This is a genomic window from Hathewaya proteolytica DSM 3090 (assembly GCF_900142225.1).
Classification (GTDB): Bacteria; Bacillota; Clostridia; order Clostridiales; family Clostridiaceae; genus Hathewaya; species Hathewaya proteolytica.
In genome coordinates this window covers 50,455-71,183 of record NZ_FRAD01000013.1, presented here as the reverse complement: position 1 = coordinate 71,183, position 20,729 = coordinate 50,455, and the positions used below count along the sequence as shown (strand labels likewise).

At 34.5% G+C, this 20,729-nt stretch carries 15 protein-coding genes and 1 other annotated feature; all 15 genes read left to right on the top strand.

Going from position 1 to position 20,729, the window contains the following annotated elements; all coding sequences use genetic code 11:
* Positions 1-15 precede the first annotated feature (15 nt).
* The 15 genes from BUA73_RS08515 to BUA73_RS08445 all read left to right on the top strand — a co-directional run bounded on the left by BUA73_RS08515 (position 16) and on the right by BUA73_RS08445 (position 20,709).
* On the top strand, positions 16-2,721 hold the full coding sequence (locus BUA73_RS08515) for a leucine-rich repeat domain-containing protein (RefSeq protein ID WP_072903704.1): 2,706 nt from the start codon (positions 16-18) through the stop codon (positions 2,719-2,721).
* Positions 2,722-2,733: 12 nt separating this feature from the next.
* Positions 2,734-6,396 (top strand): S8 family serine peptidase, encoded by a 3,663-nt coding sequence (locus BUA73_RS08510; protein WP_072903703.1) that lies wholly within the window; start codon positions 2,734-2,736, stop codon positions 6,394-6,396.
* Between the two features lie 359 nt (positions 6,397-6,755).
* Complete coding sequence (locus tag BUA73_RS08505) at positions 6,756-7,721, top strand: ABC transporter permease (RefSeq protein WP_072903702.1); 966 nt, start codon at positions 6,756-6,758, stop codon at positions 7,719-7,721.
* A gap of 10 nt (positions 7,722-7,731) precedes the next feature.
* Complete coding sequence (locus BUA73_RS08500; RefSeq protein WP_207649868.1) at positions 7,732-8,586, top strand: ABC transporter permease; 855 nt, start codon at positions 7,732-7,734, stop codon at positions 8,584-8,586.
* A gap of 123 nt (positions 8,587-8,709) precedes the next feature.
* Positions 8,710-9,699, top strand: coding sequence for an ABC transporter ATP-binding protein (locus BUA73_RS08495; RefSeq protein WP_072903701.1), 990 nt, complete (start codon positions 8,710-8,712; stop codon positions 9,697-9,699).
* A 4-nt stretch (positions 9,700-9,703) separates the two neighbouring features.
* Positions 9,704-10,531 (top strand): ABC transporter ATP-binding protein, encoded by an 828-nt coding sequence (locus BUA73_RS08490; protein WP_072903700.1) that lies wholly within the window; start codon positions 9,704-9,706, stop codon positions 10,529-10,531.
* Positions 10,532-10,553: 22 nt separating this feature from the next.
* Positions 10,554-12,167, top strand: a complete 1,614-nt coding sequence (locus BUA73_RS08485) for an ABC transporter substrate-binding protein (RefSeq protein WP_072903699.1) — start codon at positions 10,554-10,556, stop codon at positions 12,165-12,167.
* Positions 12,168-12,402: 235 nt separating this feature from the next.
* Entirely contained in the window at positions 12,403-12,879 is a 477-nt protein-coding gene (locus BUA73_RS08480; RefSeq protein WP_072903698.1) for an LURP-one-related/scramblase family protein, read from the top strand.
* Positions 12,880-13,234: 355 nt separating this feature from the next.
* Positions 13,235-13,813, top strand: a complete 579-nt coding sequence (locus tag BUA73_RS08475) for a CD3072 family TudS-related putative desulfidase (RefSeq protein WP_072903697.1) — start codon at positions 13,235-13,237, stop codon at positions 13,811-13,813.
* Positions 13,794-14,864 carry an ABC transporter ATP-binding protein gene (locus tag BUA73_RS08470; protein WP_072903696.1) on the top strand — a complete coding sequence of 357 codons (1,071 nt, stop codon included), beginning with the start codon at positions 13,794-13,796 and terminating at the stop codon, positions 14,862-14,864. Before BUA73_RS08475 ends, BUA73_RS08470 begins: the two co-directional genes overlap by 20 nt.
* 5 nt (positions 14,865-14,869) lie before the next feature.
* Positions 14,870-15,760 carry a carbohydrate ABC transporter permease gene (locus BUA73_RS08465; RefSeq protein ID WP_242942354.1) on the top strand — a complete coding sequence of 297 codons (891 nt, stop codon included), beginning with the start codon at positions 14,870-14,872 and terminating at the stop codon, positions 15,758-15,760.
* A gap of 3 nt (positions 15,761-15,763) precedes the next feature.
* A complete protein-coding gene (locus BUA73_RS08460; RefSeq protein WP_072903695.1) occupies positions 15,764-16,591 on the top strand; it encodes a carbohydrate ABC transporter permease in 828 nt (275 codons plus the stop codon).
* Positions 16,592-16,678: 87 nt separating this feature from the next.
* Positions 16,679-18,040: an ABC transporter substrate-binding protein gene (locus BUA73_RS08455; RefSeq protein ID WP_072903694.1), complete on the top strand. Its 1,362-nt coding sequence runs from the start codon at positions 16,679-16,681 to the stop codon at positions 18,038-18,040.
* 371 nt (positions 18,041-18,411) lie between these two features.
* Positions 18,412-18,674, top strand: a binding site (T-box leader).
* 99 nt (positions 18,675-18,773) lie between these two features.
* A complete protein-coding gene (gene asnA / locus BUA73_RS08450) occupies positions 18,774-19,793 on the top strand; it encodes an aspartate--ammonia ligase (protein ID WP_423230383.1) in 1,020 nt (339 codons plus the stop codon).
* A gap of 115 nt (positions 19,794-19,908) precedes the next feature.
* The gene (locus tag BUA73_RS08445; RefSeq protein ID WP_072903693.1) at positions 19,909-20,709 is read left to right on the top strand and encodes a hypothetical protein; all 801 of its coding nucleotides are present in this window, start codon (positions 19,909-19,911) and stop codon (positions 20,707-20,709) included.
* The last annotated feature ends 20 nt before the right edge of the window (positions 20,710-20,729 follow it).

The window sequence follows — 20,729 nt, the reverse complement described above, 5'->3', positions numbered from 1 at the left end:
CGAGGTGTGGAGATTATGGAAAATACTAAGAAGAAAAAGTATGTGAAATCTAGAATTATGATCACCATGGTTCTTGTGGTGTCTATGATATATTCCTCCATGGTGACTTGTATGCCATGGATTGTGGAGGCGTTGGCAGCTGATGGCGACAATGCTCCTGAAATTGTTTTAAGTCTTCCTAATGGCAATACGGAGATTACCTCTAAGCATGTTCAGTGCATTGAAGTGAATAGTGAAAATAATTCTGACACGGATAAGGAATGTGCTATTGTAATAAAGCAGGTAGATTGCAAGGGCAATACTTTAAATTCTGTGATTTCAGAGGATATTATAGAGGCTAAGGGAACATCTACAATTAAATCTTATATAAAGATGGTTAATGATGCCTACATGGTAAATGTACTAGCCTATGACAATTTGAAGAATAAAAAAATTATCTCTAATACTATAAATATAGCCGTAAATAATGGAAAGTTTAAGGAGAAAATAGAGAAAATTGATCCTATTGATGTGACTATAAATCAGGGAGACAAGTATACCCTTCCAAATGAGGTAACTGTCATAATGAATACTGGCAAGGAGAAAATTTTGCCAATTATTTGGGAGAAAAAACTTGCCAATACTGATACAGTAGGTATATTTAAATTTTTAGGTAGTGTAGACGGATTCGACAAAAAAGTCACACTTACATTAGAGATAAAGAGCACCAATTTAAAGGAAGAAGTTATATTTGAAAATGCAGAATTAGAATCAATAATCAAAGAGGAACTCCAGAAAGATGAAGAGTATAAACTTACAAGAGAGGACTTGCTACAAGTTACGGAGCTCAGTCTTGCATATTCATTGAGTGGCAATTCTAATATAACAGATCTTAAGTATTTAGAAAACCTCAGCGATTTAGATTTAAGTTTTTGTGGAGCAAGGTTTGATCTAACGCCTTTAAAGGGACTTGTAAAGCTTACAAAACTTAATTTATATGGAAATGCCATAGATGATATATCACCACTGGAAAGTCTAACACAGCTTAAGGCGCTAAATCTTGCTTGCAATCAGCTTACATCCATAGAGCCTCTTAGAAATCTTGTGAACTTAACTAAGCTAAAGTTGACGAGCAATCTTACTAAAGATTATTCTCCAACCAAGGCATACTACAAAAACTTAGTGGAGAAAGATTTTGAATGGAATCCAGATGAAGGACAAGGTGAAGATCGTGTAATTAAATTTACAGATGCTAATCTTGAAAAATCCATTAGGAAGACAATAGACAAAAAGCAAGGAGACATTCACCTTAGTGAAGTTGTGAATTTAAAGGAACTAAGCGTGCTAGGCCTTGGGGTTACAAGTCTTTCTGGCATTGAAAATCTTACGGGATTAGAAAAGTTATCCTTGTGGGCAAACCAAATAGAGGATTCTCAACTAAAGTATTTAAAAAACCTAAAAAACATGAAAGAACTAGATTTAGCTGCTAATAGGCTAACAAGTATACCAGCAAGAGCATTTGAAAGCATGAGCAATCTTGAGGAACTTGTTTTAGACGAAAATAGCATTACAGCCATAGATAAAGAGGCTTTTGTTGGATTGGAAAATTTAAAGAACTTGCTAATAGAGGATAACAAGATTAAAGATATAAGTTCAGTATCTATTTTGACAAATTTAGACACTTTGATGATGAGAAATAACCAAGTTTCAAATATAAGTCCTTTAAAACCTTTAACAAAACTAACTTGTTTATGGGCTGACAATAACAGCATAAGCGATATAAATCCATTGGAAAATGCAAAAGGATTCAAGGACCTTGGTATCGAAGGAAATAATGTATCGGATATTTCATGTCTTTCCAATATGGTAAATATGGAGAAACTTAAAATAAGTAAAAATCACATATCAAATATATCCGTTGTTGCAGGCATGAAAAACCTTAGATGGTTGCAGGCATCAAATAACAATATAGTAGATATAAATCCAGTAGCTGATCTAACAAAATTGGAAATCTTATACCTTGATTCAAATAAGATTATCAATATAGAAGCATTAAGAAAATTGGTAACACTTACACAACTTCAGCTAAAAAATAATGATATAAAAGATTTTTCACCTGTAAAAGATTTCTATGATGATATAAAGAGGAAGGATTTTGATCTTATAATAAATCCCACTGCAGGGGGTGGCTCTACAGATGGTACGGAAAATAATCCGCCAGTAACACCGCCAATAACTCCACCGGTAACTCCGCCAGTGGTGGAAGATGACCCTTTAAAAGAGGTTAATTTTGCAAATAGTGAACTGGAGACTTTAGTCCGGGAACAACTTGGTAAAAACAATGGGGAAACTCTTACACAGGGGGATTTGCTTGGTATTACAAAGTTTGAATGTGTGTTTGAAGAAAACACGGATATCAGCGACTTAAAGTATTTTAAGAACTTAGAGGAATTGAATTTATCGTTGTACTATACAAATTTTAATCTGGAACCTTTGAAGGAGTTAACTAAACTTAAGGTGTTGGAGCTAAATAGCAATGCCATAGAGGATATCAGTGCTCTAGAGGGGCTTATAAATCTTGAAAAGTTGGATTTGTCATCAAATTTTATTTCAAATATTTCACCATTAAAGAATTTAGTAAAGTTAAAGAGCTTGAAACTTAGCGGTAATAGTGGAATAAAGGATTATTCACCTATAAAAGATATTTATAATAATCTTCAAGAAAAAGATTTTGAAATATAAAGGGAGGATTTTATGCGAAAGATCATAGGAAAAACAAAGAAACGTTTAATAAGTAGCATTCTTTCTGTTACAATGATATTTTCTCTAATGTCTACTTCTATGGCGTATGCTGTACAAGCTAATGATAGCAAGCAAACTGCATATAAAGTAGATATTAGTGGCAAGGATAAATTAGAAAATGTAGAAGATATATTTAGGCAAACCATAGGAGAATCAAGAAAAAATAGTAGTGTATCTGTAGATGAAAATGTTCCAAAGGCAGAGGATAAGGTTACCTTTATAGTAGAAGTTGAAGAACCATCTGCTAAGGAACTTTGCGGAGATGATAATCTTGAAAATGCTTCTAAGGATACTGGTATAAATAGCAGGGTTCTGAATTCACAGGAGAAGTATATTAAGAGCATACTTACTATGGACAAAAATGCAGAAATCACCAATAGATATACTCTAGTATTCAATGGATTTAGTGTAGAAACGCAATTTAAATACAAGAGTGAGCTTGAAAAGATTCATGGTATAAAGAAGGTTTCTCTGTCAAAAACATATTATAGAAGCGTGAAAAATGCTGTGGAGACTGGCCAAATTTCTGAGGTAATGAAAAGCTATGGATATAATGGGGAAGGTATGGTTATATCAGTTATCGACTCAGGTGTTGATGTTGGTCACAAGGATATGGTATTGTCACAGGGAACAAAGGTTAAGCTTACAAAAGAGGCAGTTGATAAAATTAAGAGTAATCAAAAAAATAAGCGTGGAAAGTTTTATAGTAAAAAGGTGCCTTTTGCTTACAATTATGTAGATAAAAATGATGAAATAATTGACACTATAAAGGATAGCATTGAATATGCTCACGGCATGCATGTAGCTGGTATTGTAGCAGCTAATTGTCAGAGTGAGGATGATATTAATAATAACCGTGGAGTTAAGGGTGTTGCACCAGAGAGTCAGATTTTAGCTATGAAAATATTTTCCAATAATCCTGACAAGGCTGGAGCTGACGAGGGTGATATAATTGCAGCCATAGAGGACTCCATAGCATATGGTGCAGATGTTATAAATATGAGCTTTTGTATGTCAGCTGGTTTTCAGGATCCTGAAGATGGACAGCAGAAGGCTATAAAGGCTGCTACTGAACAAGGAATAGTTGTAGTTGCTGCTGCTGGAAATGCTTATTCTTCTATATATCCAAAAGAAGACTTGTCTGTGGTTGACACTGGTACGGTTGGTTCACCAGCACTGGCTAGCGAAACTATACAGGTAGCTTCCATTGAAAATAGCATGAAGGCTGCACACCTTATGGATGTTGTATCTCTTAAAGATTCAACTAAAATCGCTATTCCATATGTATACTCAGATTTTAATCCTGATATGTTGAAAAGTTCATATGAGATTGTATACTGTGGCTTGGGTAAGGCTTCGGATTTTGATGGCAAAGATGTTTATGGAAAGATTGCTCTTATAAAAAGAGGTGAAAATGAGTTTAAGGATAAGAAACTTAATGCACAGGCAAAGGGTGCAGTGGGAACTATAATATTTAATAAAGATGGCGACGAGGAATATGTTGAAAATCTTTCTACAGATAAAACAGTGAAGATTCCAACTGCCTTTATAAAAAATTCAGATGGTGTGAAATTAAAAGAACTTGCAGAAAGTGGATTAAGGGTCCAGTTCACTGGCAAGGGAACTTTTGTTCGAAATTTAGATGGAAACAATATGTCTATTTTTAGTTCTTGGGGTCCTACTCCAAATTTAGAATTAAAACCTGATATTACAGGTATTGGTGGAAAAGTATGGTCAACAATTAACCATGATTCGTATAAGTCTATGTCTGGTACATCTATGGCATCGCCTTATACAGCTGGAATCTCAGCATTAATACTACAGCATTTAGAAAAATTAAACATTGAGTTCAAATCTGGCACCGAAAAAGTTAAGTATGTAAAGACTATGCTTATGAATACAGCGGATATTCAAAAGGAAGCTAGTAAAAACCAGCCTTATTCACCAAGATTGCAAGGAGCTGGTCTTGTAAATATAAAAAATGCCCTTTCCAATAAATCATTGCTTACATGGCAAGGGAAGGCGTCTGCTTCATTAAAATTAATTAATAATAATCAACCTATTTTATTGAAATTGTATAATGGTGATTCAAAGGATGTAACTTACAATATAAATGTAAAGAGTAATGAAGCTAATATCAATTTTAGTAAAGCAAAATTATTGAATGATGAAAACAAAAATATTTTGGCAGAATCAAGTGGAGAAATTTTTGAGGATGTGATTGGACAACCTGTTCCTTTAACAGGGGGAAATATAACAGTGCCAGCAGGTAAAACTGTATTAATACAAGGTAATATTTCTTTTACGTCCAATGTAAAGCCAAATTCTTTTGTAGAAGGGTTTATAAGTTTTATTCCCAATGCAATAGCTGATGATGGTGATAAGGCTTGTGAGATAAGTATTCCTTTCATGGGATTCTATGGGGATTGGGGCTCATTGCCTATAATAGATAAGCCAATATACGAGGAAGGATCAGTTTTTAAGCACACTTCTCTGTATACTGTAGATAATTCTGGATTTATTGCGAAAACATATCCTTTGGGTGGGGACGATATTGGACAAATAAATCCTCAATATTTTTCAATAAATCCTGATGATAAAAAATCTAAAGACGATGTAATGCCACAGTTTTCATTATTAAGAAATGCTAAAAAATTAGTTATTGACGTTACTGATAGCAATGGAAAGGTTATAAAAACTATAGAAGATAAAGAAAATGTTAGAAAAGAAGTTCCTATGGAGCAACAGATTTCAGCAAAGGTAAACTTTGACTGGATGTGGAATGGAAAGATATACGACAAAAATCTTGGTGAGAAGGTTTCAGTGGACGAGGGACAGTATTATGTCAATATAAGAGCAACAGCTGATTTTAATGGTGCTGAGGAACAGGTTCTTACATTGCCATTAAAAATCGATAAAACTGTTCCAGCGGTCAGTGCACAGGTAATTGATATGAAAGACTCAAAATGCACTTTAGAAATAGATGCAAGGGATTTGGGTACAGTGGATTCAGGTATAGAACACTTTGTATTTATGGTAAACGGAAACAAGTATGTGGATTCTAATGGTAAAAGCGTGTTTAAATTAGAAAAACAGGAGAACGGCAAATACAAGATGGATTTGACTGTTCCAAAGGGAGAAGAACATACAATATACGTTGGTGTTACAGATTATGCAGACAATATGAAGGCTGTGCAGGTAAAGGCATCTTCTTCGGATGTTAAACCAGGAGATAAACCTAATGAGAATCCTGATGAGCCAAACATCAACCCAGATGTGTATATAGATAAAAATAGGAATATAGTAGTGGAACATCTTACTAAGGTGGATAAAATAGCTAATGGCCAAGACGTGGTCTACAAAATTGCTGTTACAAACAAAGGGGACAAACCTCAGAAAGTAACTTTAATTTGTGGAATATATGATATGGAAAATCGTCTTGAAGATTTGGCTACTGTTGAAAAAATAGTGCAACCTGGCAAAAAGGCTTACTTAACAGTTAGTGTAAAGGTCCCAGATAAAGGGGACTATAAAATGAAAGCCTTTGTATGGGATGCCATTAGTGGCGATAAGACTTACCCTTTGGGAAAAATGCGGGTGGCTTCAACTAAATAATATTTTATACCTCCTGCTTCACTGAGGCGGGAGGTATAAATTAATAAGTTCACGCAGAAAATGCTGTGTTGTACTTTTCAGTGGTGGATTAACTTATGGAGTTTACATAAATTAAGCTTAAATAGCTGTGTTGTACATTATAGTGGTGGATAAAGTGTTAATAATATTTATAATTTGAAAATTTAAAGTAAAGTCAATAGAAATTACAAATACAACAAAGAATAGCTATAGATAATTGTAATTTCCATTAACAAAAATATTGGATAATGATAATATTGTTATGTGTTAGAGAAGGAAAAATAAAATTTATTGCAGCATTATATTTGTTGTTGAAAAACTGAAACTGGAGATAGGATAATATGTGGAAGTACGTTTTAAAAAGGTTTGCTATAGGTTTTATGACAGTGATTTTCTCCTTTTGTATAACTTTTTTTCTAATAAGATTTGCACCTGGGGACCCTGTGCGCATGCTATCTGGAAAGGAAATTTCCAATCCACAACTAGTTGAGCAATTGACGGTGAAGTACGGTCTAGATAAATCTTTGCCGGAGCAGTTTGTTATGTATGTTAAAAACATGCTAAAGGGTGATTTTGGTTATTCATACATAAGCGATAAGCCTGTTTTAGAAATTATTTCACAGAGAATATTGCCCACTATATTATTGTCTTTTACATCCATTGTCATATCTATGGTTTTAGGAACTTTGCTAGGTCTTTTTGCCGCCGAGCATAGGGGTAGTGCGTGGGATAAGGTGCTTTGTGGCATCTCCTATGTTTTCGACTCTATTCCGGGCTTTTGGCTAGGACTTATTTGCATACTTGTTTTTGCGTCTTGGCTAAAATTATTGCCCACATCAGGCATGTACAATGTAAGAGAACAATATGAGGGTTACAGGTACGTTTTGGATGTTATGAAATATATGGTATTGCCAATAACCACCTTGGTGGCCATTCAAACACCGTCATATTTTAGAGTGGCGAGAACTTCTGTTTTTCAGGCAATTTCCCAGGACTATGTGATGGCTTTTCAAGCTACAGGCATGAAGAAAAAACAAATATTCAGAAAATATGTGCTAAAGAATGCTATATTGCCTGTAATTACTATGTTTGGAACATCTCTTGCATTTTCATTGGGAGGAGTAACTCTTACGGAAACTGTGTTTTCATGGCAGGGCATGGGTAGGCTAATAATTGATTCTATTATGAGAAGAGATTATCCAGTGCTCATGGGGGTTTACTTGATAATATCCATATGCATTTGCATTACCATGATTATAACTGATGTGATTTATGCGTTTCTAGATCCTAGAATACGATTGAACTGAGGTAGTGTCTATGATGGAAATAAGTAATAATAAAATAAAACTATCAAAAACGAGGAGAATTATTCGCAAGATAATTTCACAGAAGGAATTATTTTTAGGGTTGGTTCTTTTGACATTTATGTTTCTTGTGGCTGCTTTTGGGCCCATGATTTGTGAGAAGGATCCTGGATTTTTATATGACCACATGCTACATCCACCAAGTAGACAGTATTTGTTTGGCACGGATGGTGTTGGTTCTGATGTTTTTACTTTGGTTATCTATGGTAGCAGGACTTCACTGAAAATTGGCGTATCTGTTGCTATTATATCTTCCGTAATAGGCACTTTAATTGGTGCTGTATCTGGTTTTTTCGGGGGAATTGTGGACAAAATCCTGTCTGAACTTCTCAACATGTTCATGATGGTGCCTTCGTTTTTCCTAATGGTGTTGGTCATAGCTGTTTATGGAAGCAATTTGAATAATATGATTCTTGTTATGGCTCTCACAAGTTGGGTGGGTACTGCCAGGCTTATGAGGGGACAAGCTATGAGTTTAAGGGAACGAACCTTTATAAAAAGTGCCATAGTAATGGGCGAAAGCAAAATGAGGATCCTATTTAAACACATAATCCCCAATGGTATATTCCCCGTTATTGTCAATGCAACTATGAGCGTGTCTGGAGCAATTTTATCTGAATCTGGACTATCTTTTCTAGGCCTTGGAGATCCTAATGCTGTAAGTTGGGGACGTATAATCGCCACTGGAAAAAGGTATCTTCCTAGTAGTTGGTGGATTTGCGTATTCCCTGGCCTTGCAATTGTGCTTACAGTTATTGCCTTCTATTTAATTGGAGATGGCATGAATAACTTGCTGAATAATAAGTAGCTTGCTGAATCATACCATAAGTAATCTGTTGGGACATGAGCAACTTCCTAAATCATAAGTAACCTGTTGGAACATGAGTAAATTGATTGAGCATAAATTTAGAAAGAATGGTGGAGGATAAAAATGGAATTGCAAAAAACCGCCAGTAAACCTGAAAGTATTTTGAGAACAGAGGGTCTGAGTGTATCTTATATTGTAGAAAAAAAGAGAATTAAGGCAGTAAAAAATGTAGATATTCAGCTGTACTCAGGAGAGGCCCTAGGCATTGTGGGTGAATCCGGCTCAGGAAAATCCACCATGGTAATGGCAATTATGGGATTATTAGAACAGAAAAAAACTGAAATACAGGGCAGTGTTTTTTTTCACCATGAAGATTTAATCAATATATCAGAAGAAAGTATAAGGCAATTTCGGTGGAAAAATATTTCTATGGTTTTTCAGAAATCAATGAATGCTCTCAGCCCAATTCATAAAATTGGAAGGCAATTAGTTGATGTGTACAAAGTACATGGCAGTGGAGAGAGCCAGGTATACATAAAAAATAGGATATTGGACTTATTTTCCATGTGCAATCTTCCGGAAAGAGTATTTCAGTGTTATCCTTATGAGCTTTCAGGGGGAATGATGCAGAGGGTGGGCATTGCGATGAGCCTTATTCATTATCCAGAAATAGTGATTTTGGATGAAGCAACCACCGCTTTAGATGTGGTTACTGAGCATCAAATAATGAAAGAGCTTAAAAGTATTCGAAGAAAGCTCAATGTTACGCCTATTTTTATAACTCACGATTTGTCCATTGTCAATAATAATTGTGAGAAGGTGGCGGTGATGTATGGGGGTCATCTTGTGGAATATGGGTGTACAGAAGATGTGATTTCCAATCCTCTGCATCCTTATACCTTGCAGCTAATAAATGCATATCCTGAGTTGGGGGCGCAACGTGGAACTTTGAAAGGTATACCGGGAGCCATGCCAGACTTCAGTAAGGATCATAAAGGCTGCATTTTTGCAGAAAGATGCAATTGTGCTGAAAAGGTATGCTTTTTGGAAGAGCCTAAATATATACAATATAAAGAGGAAAGAATGGTAGCATGTCATAGGTGCAGGGGGTAGGTGTATGGTGCAAGAAAGTATTCAAAATGAAAACTCTTTGCTTTGTGATGATAAATCCTTGTTAATGGTAAGTAATTTACATAAAACATATAAGAACAAAAAAGATAAATCTATTGTGAAAGCTCTTAATGATGTCAGCTTTTCATTAAAAAAAGGGCAAGTCCTTGGCATAATTGGAGAATCTGGTTGCGGAAAGTCTACTTTAGCTAAGGTTCTTACGGGACTGGAGAAACCTGATAGTGGCTATGTAGAGTTTCAAGGTAAACCTTTAAAAGAAATGTTGAAAAAGCGAGAATTTAGGCGAAAGTGCCAGATGATTTTTCAAAATCCCTTTGATTCCTTTGACCCAAAAGAAAAAATTGGGACTATTCTAATTGATGCCATGAAAATTCATGGTATAGGGAATAATGGAAAACATCGCTTGGAACTTTGCAAAACCTATCTTGAAAATTACGGGCTGAAGCCTGCTGAGGAGTTTATGGACAGGTATACCTTTCAATTGTCAGGAGGACAGCTTCAACGTATAGGAATTTTGCGAGCCATGATTTTGGAACCGCAGTTGTTGATTGCAGATGAAGCTGTTTCCATGTTAGACGTTTCAGTTCGTGCTGACATTATTAATCTGCTTTTAGAGTTAGTTTCAAAAAATCAGACATCTCTTATTTTCATTAGCCATGATATAGCCACAACATGGTATATAGCGGATTTCATTGCAGTGATGTACTTTGGAAAAATAGTGGAGATAGGAAGTAGGCAGCAGATTGTAAACAAACCACGCCATTCTTATACAAAACTACTTATTTCAAGCTGTGGCACTGTTAGAAATAAATAATATATTTGAGGGGGAACAAAAAATGAAGAAGAAGATTATTTCGTTATTTCTTGCTGTGACAATGGCGTGTACAGTTCTTACTGGATGCGGAAAAAACAATGAATCAGCAAAAACCAATGTCAATAACGAAAAACCAAAGGTAGAACAAAACGCTCCAAAAGAAGGAGGAACCTTTGTAGTATCAATAACTAAGGCTCCTGAAAGCTTTAATCCAAATGCAAAGGTTAATGACCTTGCAAAACCTGTACTACATAATGTATTCAATCAGTTAGTTAAAATCAACGGAAATGACCAGGTTGTTCCTGACCTTGCAAAAAGTTGGGATTTTTCTGATGATGGAAAAACAATAACTTTCCACTTACAGTCAAATGTAAAATGGCATGATGGGAAAGATTTTTCATCTGAAGATGTAAAGTGGACATTTGATGAGATAATAGCTAAAAAAGGTCTTGCATCAGAATCTCTTGCAAGTGTTGAAGAGATTACTTGTCCAGACAAAGACACTGTAGTATTTAAATTAAAAGAAGCTGATGTATCAATGATAAGTGCTCTTGCATGGAATGGAACATTTATAATGCCAATGCACATTTACAAGGATACAGATTGGTTAACTAATGAAGCAAACAACAAACCAATTGGAACAGGTGCTTTTAAATTTGTAGAATATAAGGATAAACAAACTATTACTCTTGAGAAAAACAAAGATTTCTGGGGAGAAAAAGTATACTTAGACAAGGTTGTTTTCACAGTAAATGAGGATGACAACACTGCATATCAATCATGGAAAAATGGCGAACTTGATGAGTTAGATAATAGCGTTGAGCCTTCAGAAATTGAAAAGCTTAAATCAGACAAAAACTACACTGTATACAACAAACTTTGGCCAAATAGACAATATGTTCTTTTCAACGTTAAAGAAGGACCATTTAAGGATCTAAAGGTTAGACAGGCTGTAGAATTATCTATTGATAGAGACGAAGTATTTAAAAAAGGATTTAAAGGTGTGGGCCTTAAGGCTGAATACTTTATATCTCCTCTTTACAAATGGGCTCTTGACGAAAATGTAAAAATTAAGGGAAGAGATGTAGAAAAAGCAAAAAAATTGTTAGATGAAGCTGGCTTCCCAGTAAAAGATAATGGAATCCGTTTTACAACTACAATTGACACATTTGGTGGATATGATGAACCATTAAAAGTACTTCAAGCAAACTTTAAAGAAGTAGGAATAGAACTTAAAATTAATACTCTTGATGATCCTGGCTATGATGAAAAAGTTTGGTTTGGTCACAAATTTGAACTTACAATCTTAGGTGGATATCAAGGTCCAGATATTTCTGCTATGTCACAGAGATTTGTAACTGGTGGCGGTATTAACCTTGGCGAATACAGTAACCCAGAGTTAGATAAATTATTTAAGCAGGGAACAGTTGTATCAGATGAAGCTAAGAGAGCTGAAATATATAAAGGTGTTCAGAAAATATTATCAGAAGACCTACCATGCTCTTTCTTAGCAGAAAAAGGTGCTGAGATACCTACAAAAGCTTATGTAAAGGGTCATCCACGTAGTCCCGAATTTGTAGATAAATGTGCAGGCTATGAATTTAGCCATGTATGGTTAGATAAAGAAGCAAAATAATTTTTAATATACAAAGAAACACAATGTTGAGCACTCCTGGTAATGTCTATGAAAATGAATTTAATTTTGTAGATGTTTCAGGGGTGTTTTTGCGTTAATAATTAAAAAAACATTTGAACGAAATATTATAGTGAAAATTCAGTATACCATCAGCCTTATATATAGTATAATATAGACAAGTATTTAACATATAGTTTTAATTTGTAATAATAATCATATATCTTTGGAGGATGTTATGTATCTATTTATAGAACAAAAAATATTATCTTTTAGAGACAGATTTTCTGTGAAAGACGAACTAGGAAATGATAAGTACTTTGTAGAAGGTGAGTTTATGTCACTTGGAAATAAACTTCACGTATATGACAGAAACAATGTTGAGTTAGCCCTAATACAACAAAAATTGATGACCTTGCTGCCAAAGTTCAGTGTTTTTATTGGCTCTCGTCAAGTGGCTGAGATTCAAAAGAAATTTACTCTATTCCATCCGCGTTATATTATTGAGGGATTAAACTGGTCGGTGGAGGGGGACTTGTGGGATCACGATTACAGCATCGTCAGCAATGGAAGAGAAATAATTACCATTCATAAAAAATGGATGAGCTGGGGAGATTGCTACGAACTTTTTATTGAGGATGGTGTGGAAGAACTAGTTGCGGTGGCTATGGTGCTTGCTATCGATTGTGTTATGGACGCTAGTAATAATTCTTAACGGCGCAGCCTTGCGGGGATATAATGCAAATTAGGTTATTAGGCCTAAAATGCTGTGTTGTATTTCTCAGTGGTGGAATTCCAAGGGTATCCACCACTGTAAAGTCAAACACAGCTATTTAATCCTCACTTATGTATTTAATATATAACGCTGAGCCACCACTGTAATGTCAAACACAGCTATTAAGACCGCAGCTGTGGAAATAAACTCTTAATGCAAGCAAGAACAACAAGATTTTTACAAAAAAGAATTTAATTAATTAATAGATAAGAAGAAATGTATTGATATTTTGAATTTCAATACATTTCTTTTTTGTGTTATAGTTTAGGTTGGCATAGATTTGGGAGGTGTAATTATGGAAAAGAAAAATATAGTTTTTGTCAGTCATTGCGTTTTGAATACTGCTTCAAAGGTCACAACGTTTTCTCACAAAACTGGTGAAGAAGAAACGGCAAGGAAAGATTTTTTACATTTTGCTGTTGATAATGATATACATCTTATTCAGCTTCCTTGTCCAGAATTTAATATATATGGAGCTAGTCGGTGGGGTCACACAAAAGAACAATTTGACAACCCCTTTTTTGAAAAATATTGTATAGAAATGTTAGAACCATATATCCTTCAAATGAGAGAGTATATAAAAGAATGTAATAAGTTTTCCGTTCTTGGCGTCGTGGGTATTAATGGAAGTCCTAGTTGCGGCATTGATATAACATGCTCGGGAAATTGGGGAGGAGAATTTTCGGGAAGAGATAATTTACAAGAAACTATAAAAACTATACATATAGTTCAGGAAAAGGGTATGTTGATGAAGGTTCTTCAAAATCTCATGAAAGAAAATAAAATAAATTTACCCATGATGGATTTAAAAGAAGCCAAAATTAAGATTTTAGATTTAATCAGAGGTGAAATTAATGAAAATCTGGTTAAATAAAGTTTCGAAAAGGTATAATGGCATTTTGGCTGTTAGTGAAGTTGATGTTGAAATAGATGATGGAAGTCTTGTTTGTCTACTTGGACCAAGTGGCTGTGGAAAAACAACTACATTATCAATGATTGCAGGATTAGAGGATATAAGTGAGGGACAGATTTTATTCGATGAGGAGGTGGTAAATAATATTGGCGCAGAAAATAGGGATATAGGAATGGTATTTCAGGATTATGCACTATATCCTCACATGACTGTTAGGGAGAATATAGAGTTCCCATTAAAAATGAAGAAAGTACATAAAAAACATCGCAAAGAGAAAGTGGAAGAAATTGCGGGACTGCTTAGGATACAAGAACTTCTTAATAGAAAACCTTCTAAATTATCTGGAGGGCAGCAACAGCGTGTTGCAATAGCAAGGGCTCTTGTTAAGGAACCTAAAATACTACTTTTGGACGAGCCACTTTCTAATTTAGATGCTAGACTTCGTATAGAGCTTAGGGATGAGATTAAGAATCTACAAAAAAAGCTAAAAATCACTACCATATTTGTTACTCATGATCAAGAAGAGGCTATGAGCATATCAGACAAAATAATTCTATTAAATAAGGGTGTGCTACAACAATATGGAACCCCAAAGGAGCTATATATGTATCCTGTAAATAAATTTGTTGCAGGCTTTCTTGGCAATCCTCCAATGAATTTTGTTGATGGGTTTGCAGAGGGGTATGGTGTATTCATTAACTTGGGAGAAGAAAAACATGAAATAAAAAATGTCGTTCAGTATAATAGCCAAAATACATTAGGAAGCACAAATACATTGGAAAGCGAAAATGCAGGTAGGGTTACGGTGGGTATTAGGCCAGAGGATGTTGTCATTTGCAGTGGGGCAAATAACATGGAAGGAAAAATAATAAGCACTCAACCTATTGGTAGGGAAATGTATTTGAGAATAAGAGCTGTCAATTTAGTTTTTACTGCTTGTGTAAGTTGGGATAACAGTTTTCAATGTGGTGATAATGTTTCATTTAACTTTAAGAAAATATACATTTTTTAAGGAGTGTGGGTAGGATTAATATTAAAAATAAGAATTTGAAAGCATTTATTTATCTTTTACCTGCTCTGGTTATTATAAGTGTATTTCAAATATATCCAATATTTAAGTCTTTCATTATGGGATTCTTTACTAAATACGATTATATCACTGGTGAAGTTTTTGAGCTGGGAATGCAAAACTTTATCTATGTAATAAAGGATCCTGAATTTCATATTGCTTTAAAAAACACATTAATATTTGCTTTTTTTGCGGCACCTTTAGGCATTGTTGTTGCATTGGTAATAGCTATAATCTTAAATTCTAATATAAAATTTAAAAGATTTTTTCAAAGCGCTTATTTTCTGCCTTTTATAACATCGACAACAGCTGTATCTATTGTGTGGAGGTGGATGTTGAATAAAGATTATGGAGTGGTCAATGCTTTCTTAAATGTCTTTGGCATGGCCAATGTTAATTGGCTTACAAATGAAAATATGACTATTCCTATACTTGTAGCGTTGAGTATATGGAAGGGGCTTGGTTATAAAATAATTATAATACTGGCTTCTTTGCAAAATGTAGATAAAAAATATGAGAAAGCTGCAATAATGGATGGTGCATCTTCTTTTAGTATTGTAAAGAATATTACTATTCCTATTATTAAACCAACTATTGTATTTTTATCTGTCACGTCAATGATTGGTGCTTTTAAATTATTTGATGAGGTATACATATTATATGGACAAAAACCTGGACCTTTGCAGAGTGGTCTTACTATTGTATATTATATTTTCCAAAAGTTTTACAACCAATGGCAATTTTCGGAGGCGGCTGCGGCAGCATTTATATTGTTCATGATAATTCTTTCCCTTACGTTAGTGCAATTTATGATTTTGTTTAAAAATAAGGAGCGATAGATTATGAAGAAAAACGGTTCATTAATCAAGTTTTTTTCATATGCAATACTGATAATAGGCGTAGTATGGGTGGTATTGCCTTTTGTGTGGATGATATTAACCGCTATTAAACCTGCTAATGAGGTGCTTTCGATGCCTCCTAAGTGGCTGCCATCTAGTATAAAATTGGAAAACTTCACAACGGCTCTTAATGTGGTAAACTTTAGGACATATTTTATAAATAGTATTTTAGTGTCAACATTTGTCACTATTGGGGAGTTAATAACTACTATTTTAAGTGCATATGCCTTTTCACATATAAATTTTAAATTTAGAAATATAATTTTTATGATATTAGTTGCTACTATGATGGTTCCAGGGGAAATATTGATGATACCAAATTACATCACCCTTAGTAAACTTAACTGGATAAATACATATAAAGCTCTAATATTGCCATGGTGTGCCAGTATATTTTCGATTTTCCTTTTAAAACAGCAGTTTTCTAGTGTACCTAGTTCCTATTATAAATCTTCTAAAATAGATGGGTGTTCTGATTTTAGGTATTTGATTAGCATATTGTTGCCAATATGTAAGCCAACAATATTTTCTATTGGAATTTTAAAATTTATTAACAGTTGGAATTCTTATATGTGGCCTCTCATCACTACGAATTCAGATGAAATGCGAACATTGCCGGTGGCTTTAGCCGCTTTTTCTACTGAGGCTGGCACTAGATACAACTTGTTAATGGCTTTTTCAGTGGTGGTAATAATACCTATTATAATAATGTATATTTTTACTCAAAAGTATATTATTAAGGGTGTTGGGAATTCAGGCTTAAAAGGATAGCGGTATTTATAATTAAGCAGGTTTAAAAATATTAATATATATTTATAATTTTACATAATTATTAACTTAAGAAGGGATGATTAAATTATGAGAACAAAAAAGATTATTTCATTACTACTGACAATGGGGATCTGTGCTAATCTGTTCATAGGTTGTGGCAGTAAGCAAGACGCAACATCAAAGGAAGGAACTGGGAAACAACCTACAGTAAATTCAACTTCAAAGACAAAGGTAACAGAGCCAGTGGAGATAACATTTTGGCACGCTATGAGTGGGAAAAATGAAGAAGCTATGAAAAAGATAACTGCGGATTTTATGCAACAGAATCCCAAGGTTTCAGTTAAGTTACAGAATCAGGGGAAATACACAGAGCTATTTGATAAATTAATGGCATCAGCTAAAGCAAATGATATGCCAACCATTTCTCAAGTTTACTCTAATCGACTTTCATGGTATGTTTCAAAAAACCTTGTAACAGATTTAAAGCCATATATGTCTGATGCAGAAGTAGGATTTACGGATAAGGACTATGAGGATATACCAAAAATGTTCCTAAGCGACGGTATTTGGAATGATAAGCAATTTGCTATGCCATTTAATAAGAGTCAAATGGTGCTTTATTATAACGAGGGTATGTTAAAGGATGCTGGCTTGAAGGTGCCAACAACATGGGAAGAATGGGCTGATGCAGCGAAGAAACTAACTGTAGACAAAAATGGGGATGGTGAGCCAGAGGTTTACGGTTGCGTATTTGCAAATAACCTTTCCACAGATATAGCACCATGGTTGAAACAAGCTGGAGGGGCAACTATGAGTGAAGAGACAAATGAGCTATTCTTTGATACAAAGGAAACTAAGGAAGCTGTAGATTTTTTGAATAGTATGATGCAAAACAAAACAGCCCGTTTAGCTGGGGATGATTCAAATGCCAACGTTCCATTGCAGGATGGTCGTGCAGCAATGTGTGTAGCTTCAACTTCAGCTCTTCCGTACATAGAAGAGGGTACAAAATCAGGTATTGTCATAAATGCAGCAGCATTACCAGCCCACAAAACTGATGACCAGTTATTCTATGGTACTAATGTTGCAGTATTTAACTCTGCTAGTGATATTCAAAAACAGGCCGCTTGGGAATATATAAAATTCTTGACTAATACAGAAAATACAGCATATTTTGCTTCACAAACAGGATATATACCAGTAAGGAAGTCAGCTAAAGATGTTTCAATCTTTAAAGAAGTCCTTGATGCAAAGCCTATGAAGAAACTTCCATTTGAATGTATGGACAGAGGATTTCAAGGTACTAGAAATATAGGTGGAATAAATGCTCTAAATGAATTAGGCAAGGAATTAGATTTTGTATTTAGTGGTAAAAAATCTGTGGAGGAAGCTTTAAAAGAGGCCCAAAAGAATGGTACAGAGGCTATGAAGAAAGCTGCAAGCAATTAAAGAAGTTTTTATAAATAAATTTTACAATGGACTTGCATATCTCACTGAGTTCTTTAATGTTATTTTGTTTGTTTCATATAAAATGCTGTGTTGTATTTCTTAGTGTTGGAATTCCAACAGTATCCACCACTGAAAAGTCAAACACAGCTATTTAACCTATACTTTTGTATTTAAAATAACCCGTAGTTCCACCACTAAAAAGTCAAACACAGCTATTTAAGCCATAGATGTGGATTTGAACTCTTAATAAGACTGAAATAAAATAAAAATTTAATTAAATAAGAATGTTTAAACAAATGCAACATTAAAAATTCATATTGACAAGTTTCAGATAGATTAGTATAATAACCATATTAAATCTAGATAATTTATTAAAGACTGAGACGGGAAGAGTAGATATAAAAGATAGTGTGAGCGAGCCGGTTATGGTGAGAGTCCGGTACAAAGAGTTATATTGAAGAACATCCCTGAGTTGCTAACCCAAATTATTCATGTTATTTACTTGGATAAAAGTAGGCCTAGTCGGAGCCATACCGTTATGAAATGGAGAGCATCGAGAAATCTGTGCTTGTTTTAAGTGGAGCTTTTAGTTAATTAAGGTGGTACCGCGGAAGATTTACCTTTCGTCCTTTTAGGATGAAGGGTTTTTTTATTTTAAAGAAAAGATAAGTATAGCGCTATACTCCAAAAAAATAGGAGTTGAATACAAATGAAAAGGAAAAGGAAAATGGATATGAAAGTGGATATGAAAATGGATATGGATGTTAAAAAATATGAGTCTTATTTAAGTGTCATGGATACTCAAATAGCTATTAAATGTATTAAAGATTTCTTTGAAAAAAAATTAAGTGAAAAATTAGATTTAGTGCGTGTTTCATCGCCATTATTTGTGTTGCCTGAGTCTGGAACTAATGATAATTTAGATGGGATTCAGAAAGCTGTGGATTTCTACATACCGGGTGTGGGAAAAAGGGCAGAAATAGTACAGTCTTTGGCAAAGTGGAAGAGGATGGCGTTAAAACGTTATGGATTCCCAGAGGGAAAAGGGCTTTATACTGATATGAATGCTATAAGAAAGGATGAAACCTTAGACAATATTCACTCCAATTACGTTGATCAATGGGACTGGGAATATGTTATAGGCAAGGAGCAGCGAAATGAGCAAACTTTGATGAGGTTTGCTGAGGATATATACAGTGTTTTTCTTTCTACAGCAGATTATGTGAAAAAACTTTATCCTTGTCTTGGGCTGGATATGCCAAGTGAGATATTCATGATTACTACTGAGGAGTTGGAGGATATGTACCCTGACATGACACCTGAGGAAAGAGAATATGCCATAGTCAAAGAAAGGAAGGCTGTTTTCCTCATGAAAATTGGGGATTATTTGAAATCGGGGATAAAGCACGGAGATAGATCGCCAGATTACGATGATTGGCAATTGAATGGAGATATAATATTTTATGATGAGGTATTGGATTGTGCACTAGAACTTTCTTCCATGGGTATCAGGGTGGATGGGGTTGCTCTAAAGAAGCAACTTGCTGTTTGTAATTGTGAGGAGCGCTGCGAACTTGAGTACCATAGACAATTGCTTCAAGGTGATTTACCCTATACTATTGGTGGGGGAATTGGACAGTCTAGAATATGCATGTTCTTGCTAAAAAAAGCACATATAGGGGAAGTTCAATCCACTGTTTGGCCAGAGCATATCATAAATTCTTGCATAAATATGAACATTACATTACTGTAAACTGTTTTGGGTTGAAAATAGTTCCTTTAAATATTATAATTAATGTGTGAAATATTAAATGCACAAAATGTTTTGTTGCTCATTATCGTTAGTTTTGAAAACAAGGAGGGATTTAATGAGAAAGAGGTTGAAAAACGCCATATTGTTAGGTGCAACGGTGATTTTTATGGGTACTAGCGTGGCTTTGGCAGATAATGTAAACTGGGATAATGTTTATAAAGGTGCCTACGATGCTGTTGTGGTAGCAAAGAAAACAAGAAAACAAACAGATATTAACACTGCTAGGGTTGCTATTAGAAAAATGACTCCATTATGGATGAAGGGGTTTGTGGGAGAGTTTTCAAAACAGGTCGATGTAATACAACAGGAAATTTTCGTACGTTTTTATCAAATTCTATACGAAAACGGTGATCCAAAGAGACCTAAATCTACTTTAACTCAGGCTGAAATCGATGAAGCTAGATTTTACATAAATGCTTTTAAAGGAGATATATCCAACGAACTATACGTTAAAACCTGGTCATCGGCAGTAGATACTTATCAACAGAAACATATAAATTCCATGGTAGCTATGGCAGAAAAGGCTAAAACTTCAAAAAATATTAAAGATGCTTACGCCGCTTATGCAATTCTAGACGATCTTGCCCATGCTGTCTATAACCCAGGATTAGTGGAGTACGCTGTTCAATATAGAAACACTATTTATGATATCATAGGTTCTATTTCAAAAAATTCATTAGAAGCAATAAAATTCATGGATAAATTAGATACTATGGATATTTTTGAATTGACGCCAACTCAACAGGTTAATCTTAAAGAAGAAATTAGAATGATGAAAATTTTGGCTAATGAACTTGATGAAGATTTAAAAGCTGCTCTTCTTGATAGAATAGCTTTCTGTGAGTCCAATATGTAATTTGTTTCTTATATTAAATA

What these genes read in the sequence shown, in the direction of transcription:
- BUA73_RS08500 (WP_207649868.1), top strand. Translation starts at nt 7,732, where the DNA reads ATGATGGAAATAAGTAATAATAAAATAAAACTATCAAAAACGAGGAGA.
- BUA73_RS08445 (WP_072903693.1), top strand. Translation starts at nt 19,909, where the DNA reads ATGAGAAAGAGGTTGAAAAACGCCATATTGTTAGGTGCAACGGTGATT.
- BUA73_RS08460 (WP_072903695.1), top strand. Translation starts at nt 15,764, where the DNA reads ATGAAGAAAAACGGTTCATTAATCAAGTTTTTTTCATATGCAATACTG.
- BUA73_RS08455 (WP_072903694.1), top strand. Translation starts at nt 16,679, where the DNA reads ATGAGAACAAAAAAGATTATTTCATTACTACTGACAATGGGGATCTGT.
- BUA73_RS08505 (WP_072903702.1), top strand. Translation starts at nt 6,756, where the DNA reads ATGTGGAAGTACGTTTTAAAAAGGTTTGCTATAGGTTTTATGACAGTG.
- asnA (WP_423230383.1), top strand. Translation starts at nt 18,774, where the DNA reads ATGAAAGTGGATATGAAAATGGATATGGATGTTAAAAAATATGAGTCT.
- BUA73_RS08475 (WP_072903697.1), top strand. Translation starts at nt 13,235, where the DNA reads ATGGAAAAGAAAAATATAGTTTTTGTCAGTCATTGCGTTTTGAATACT.
- BUA73_RS08470 (WP_072903696.1), top strand. Translation starts at nt 13,794, where the DNA reads ATGAAAATCTGGTTAAATAAAGTTTCGAAAAGGTATAATGGCATTTTG.
- BUA73_RS08510 (WP_072903703.1), top strand. Translation starts at nt 2,734, where the DNA reads ATGCGAAAGATCATAGGAAAAACAAAGAAACGTTTAATAAGTAGCATT.
- BUA73_RS08480 (WP_072903698.1), top strand. Translation starts at nt 12,403, where the DNA reads ATGTATCTATTTATAGAACAAAAAATATTATCTTTTAGAGACAGATTT.
- BUA73_RS08495 (WP_072903701.1), top strand. Translation starts at nt 8,710, where the DNA reads ATGGAATTGCAAAAAACCGCCAGTAAACCTGAAAGTATTTTGAGAACA.
- BUA73_RS08490 (WP_072903700.1), top strand. Translation starts at nt 9,704, where the DNA reads ATGGTGCAAGAAAGTATTCAAAATGAAAACTCTTTGCTTTGTGATGAT.
- BUA73_RS08485 (WP_072903699.1), top strand. Translation starts at nt 10,554, where the DNA reads ATGAAGAAGAAGATTATTTCGTTATTTCTTGCTGTGACAATGGCGTGT.
- BUA73_RS08515 (WP_072903704.1), top strand. Translation starts at nt 16, where the DNA reads ATGGAAAATACTAAGAAGAAAAAGTATGTGAAATCTAGAATTATGATC.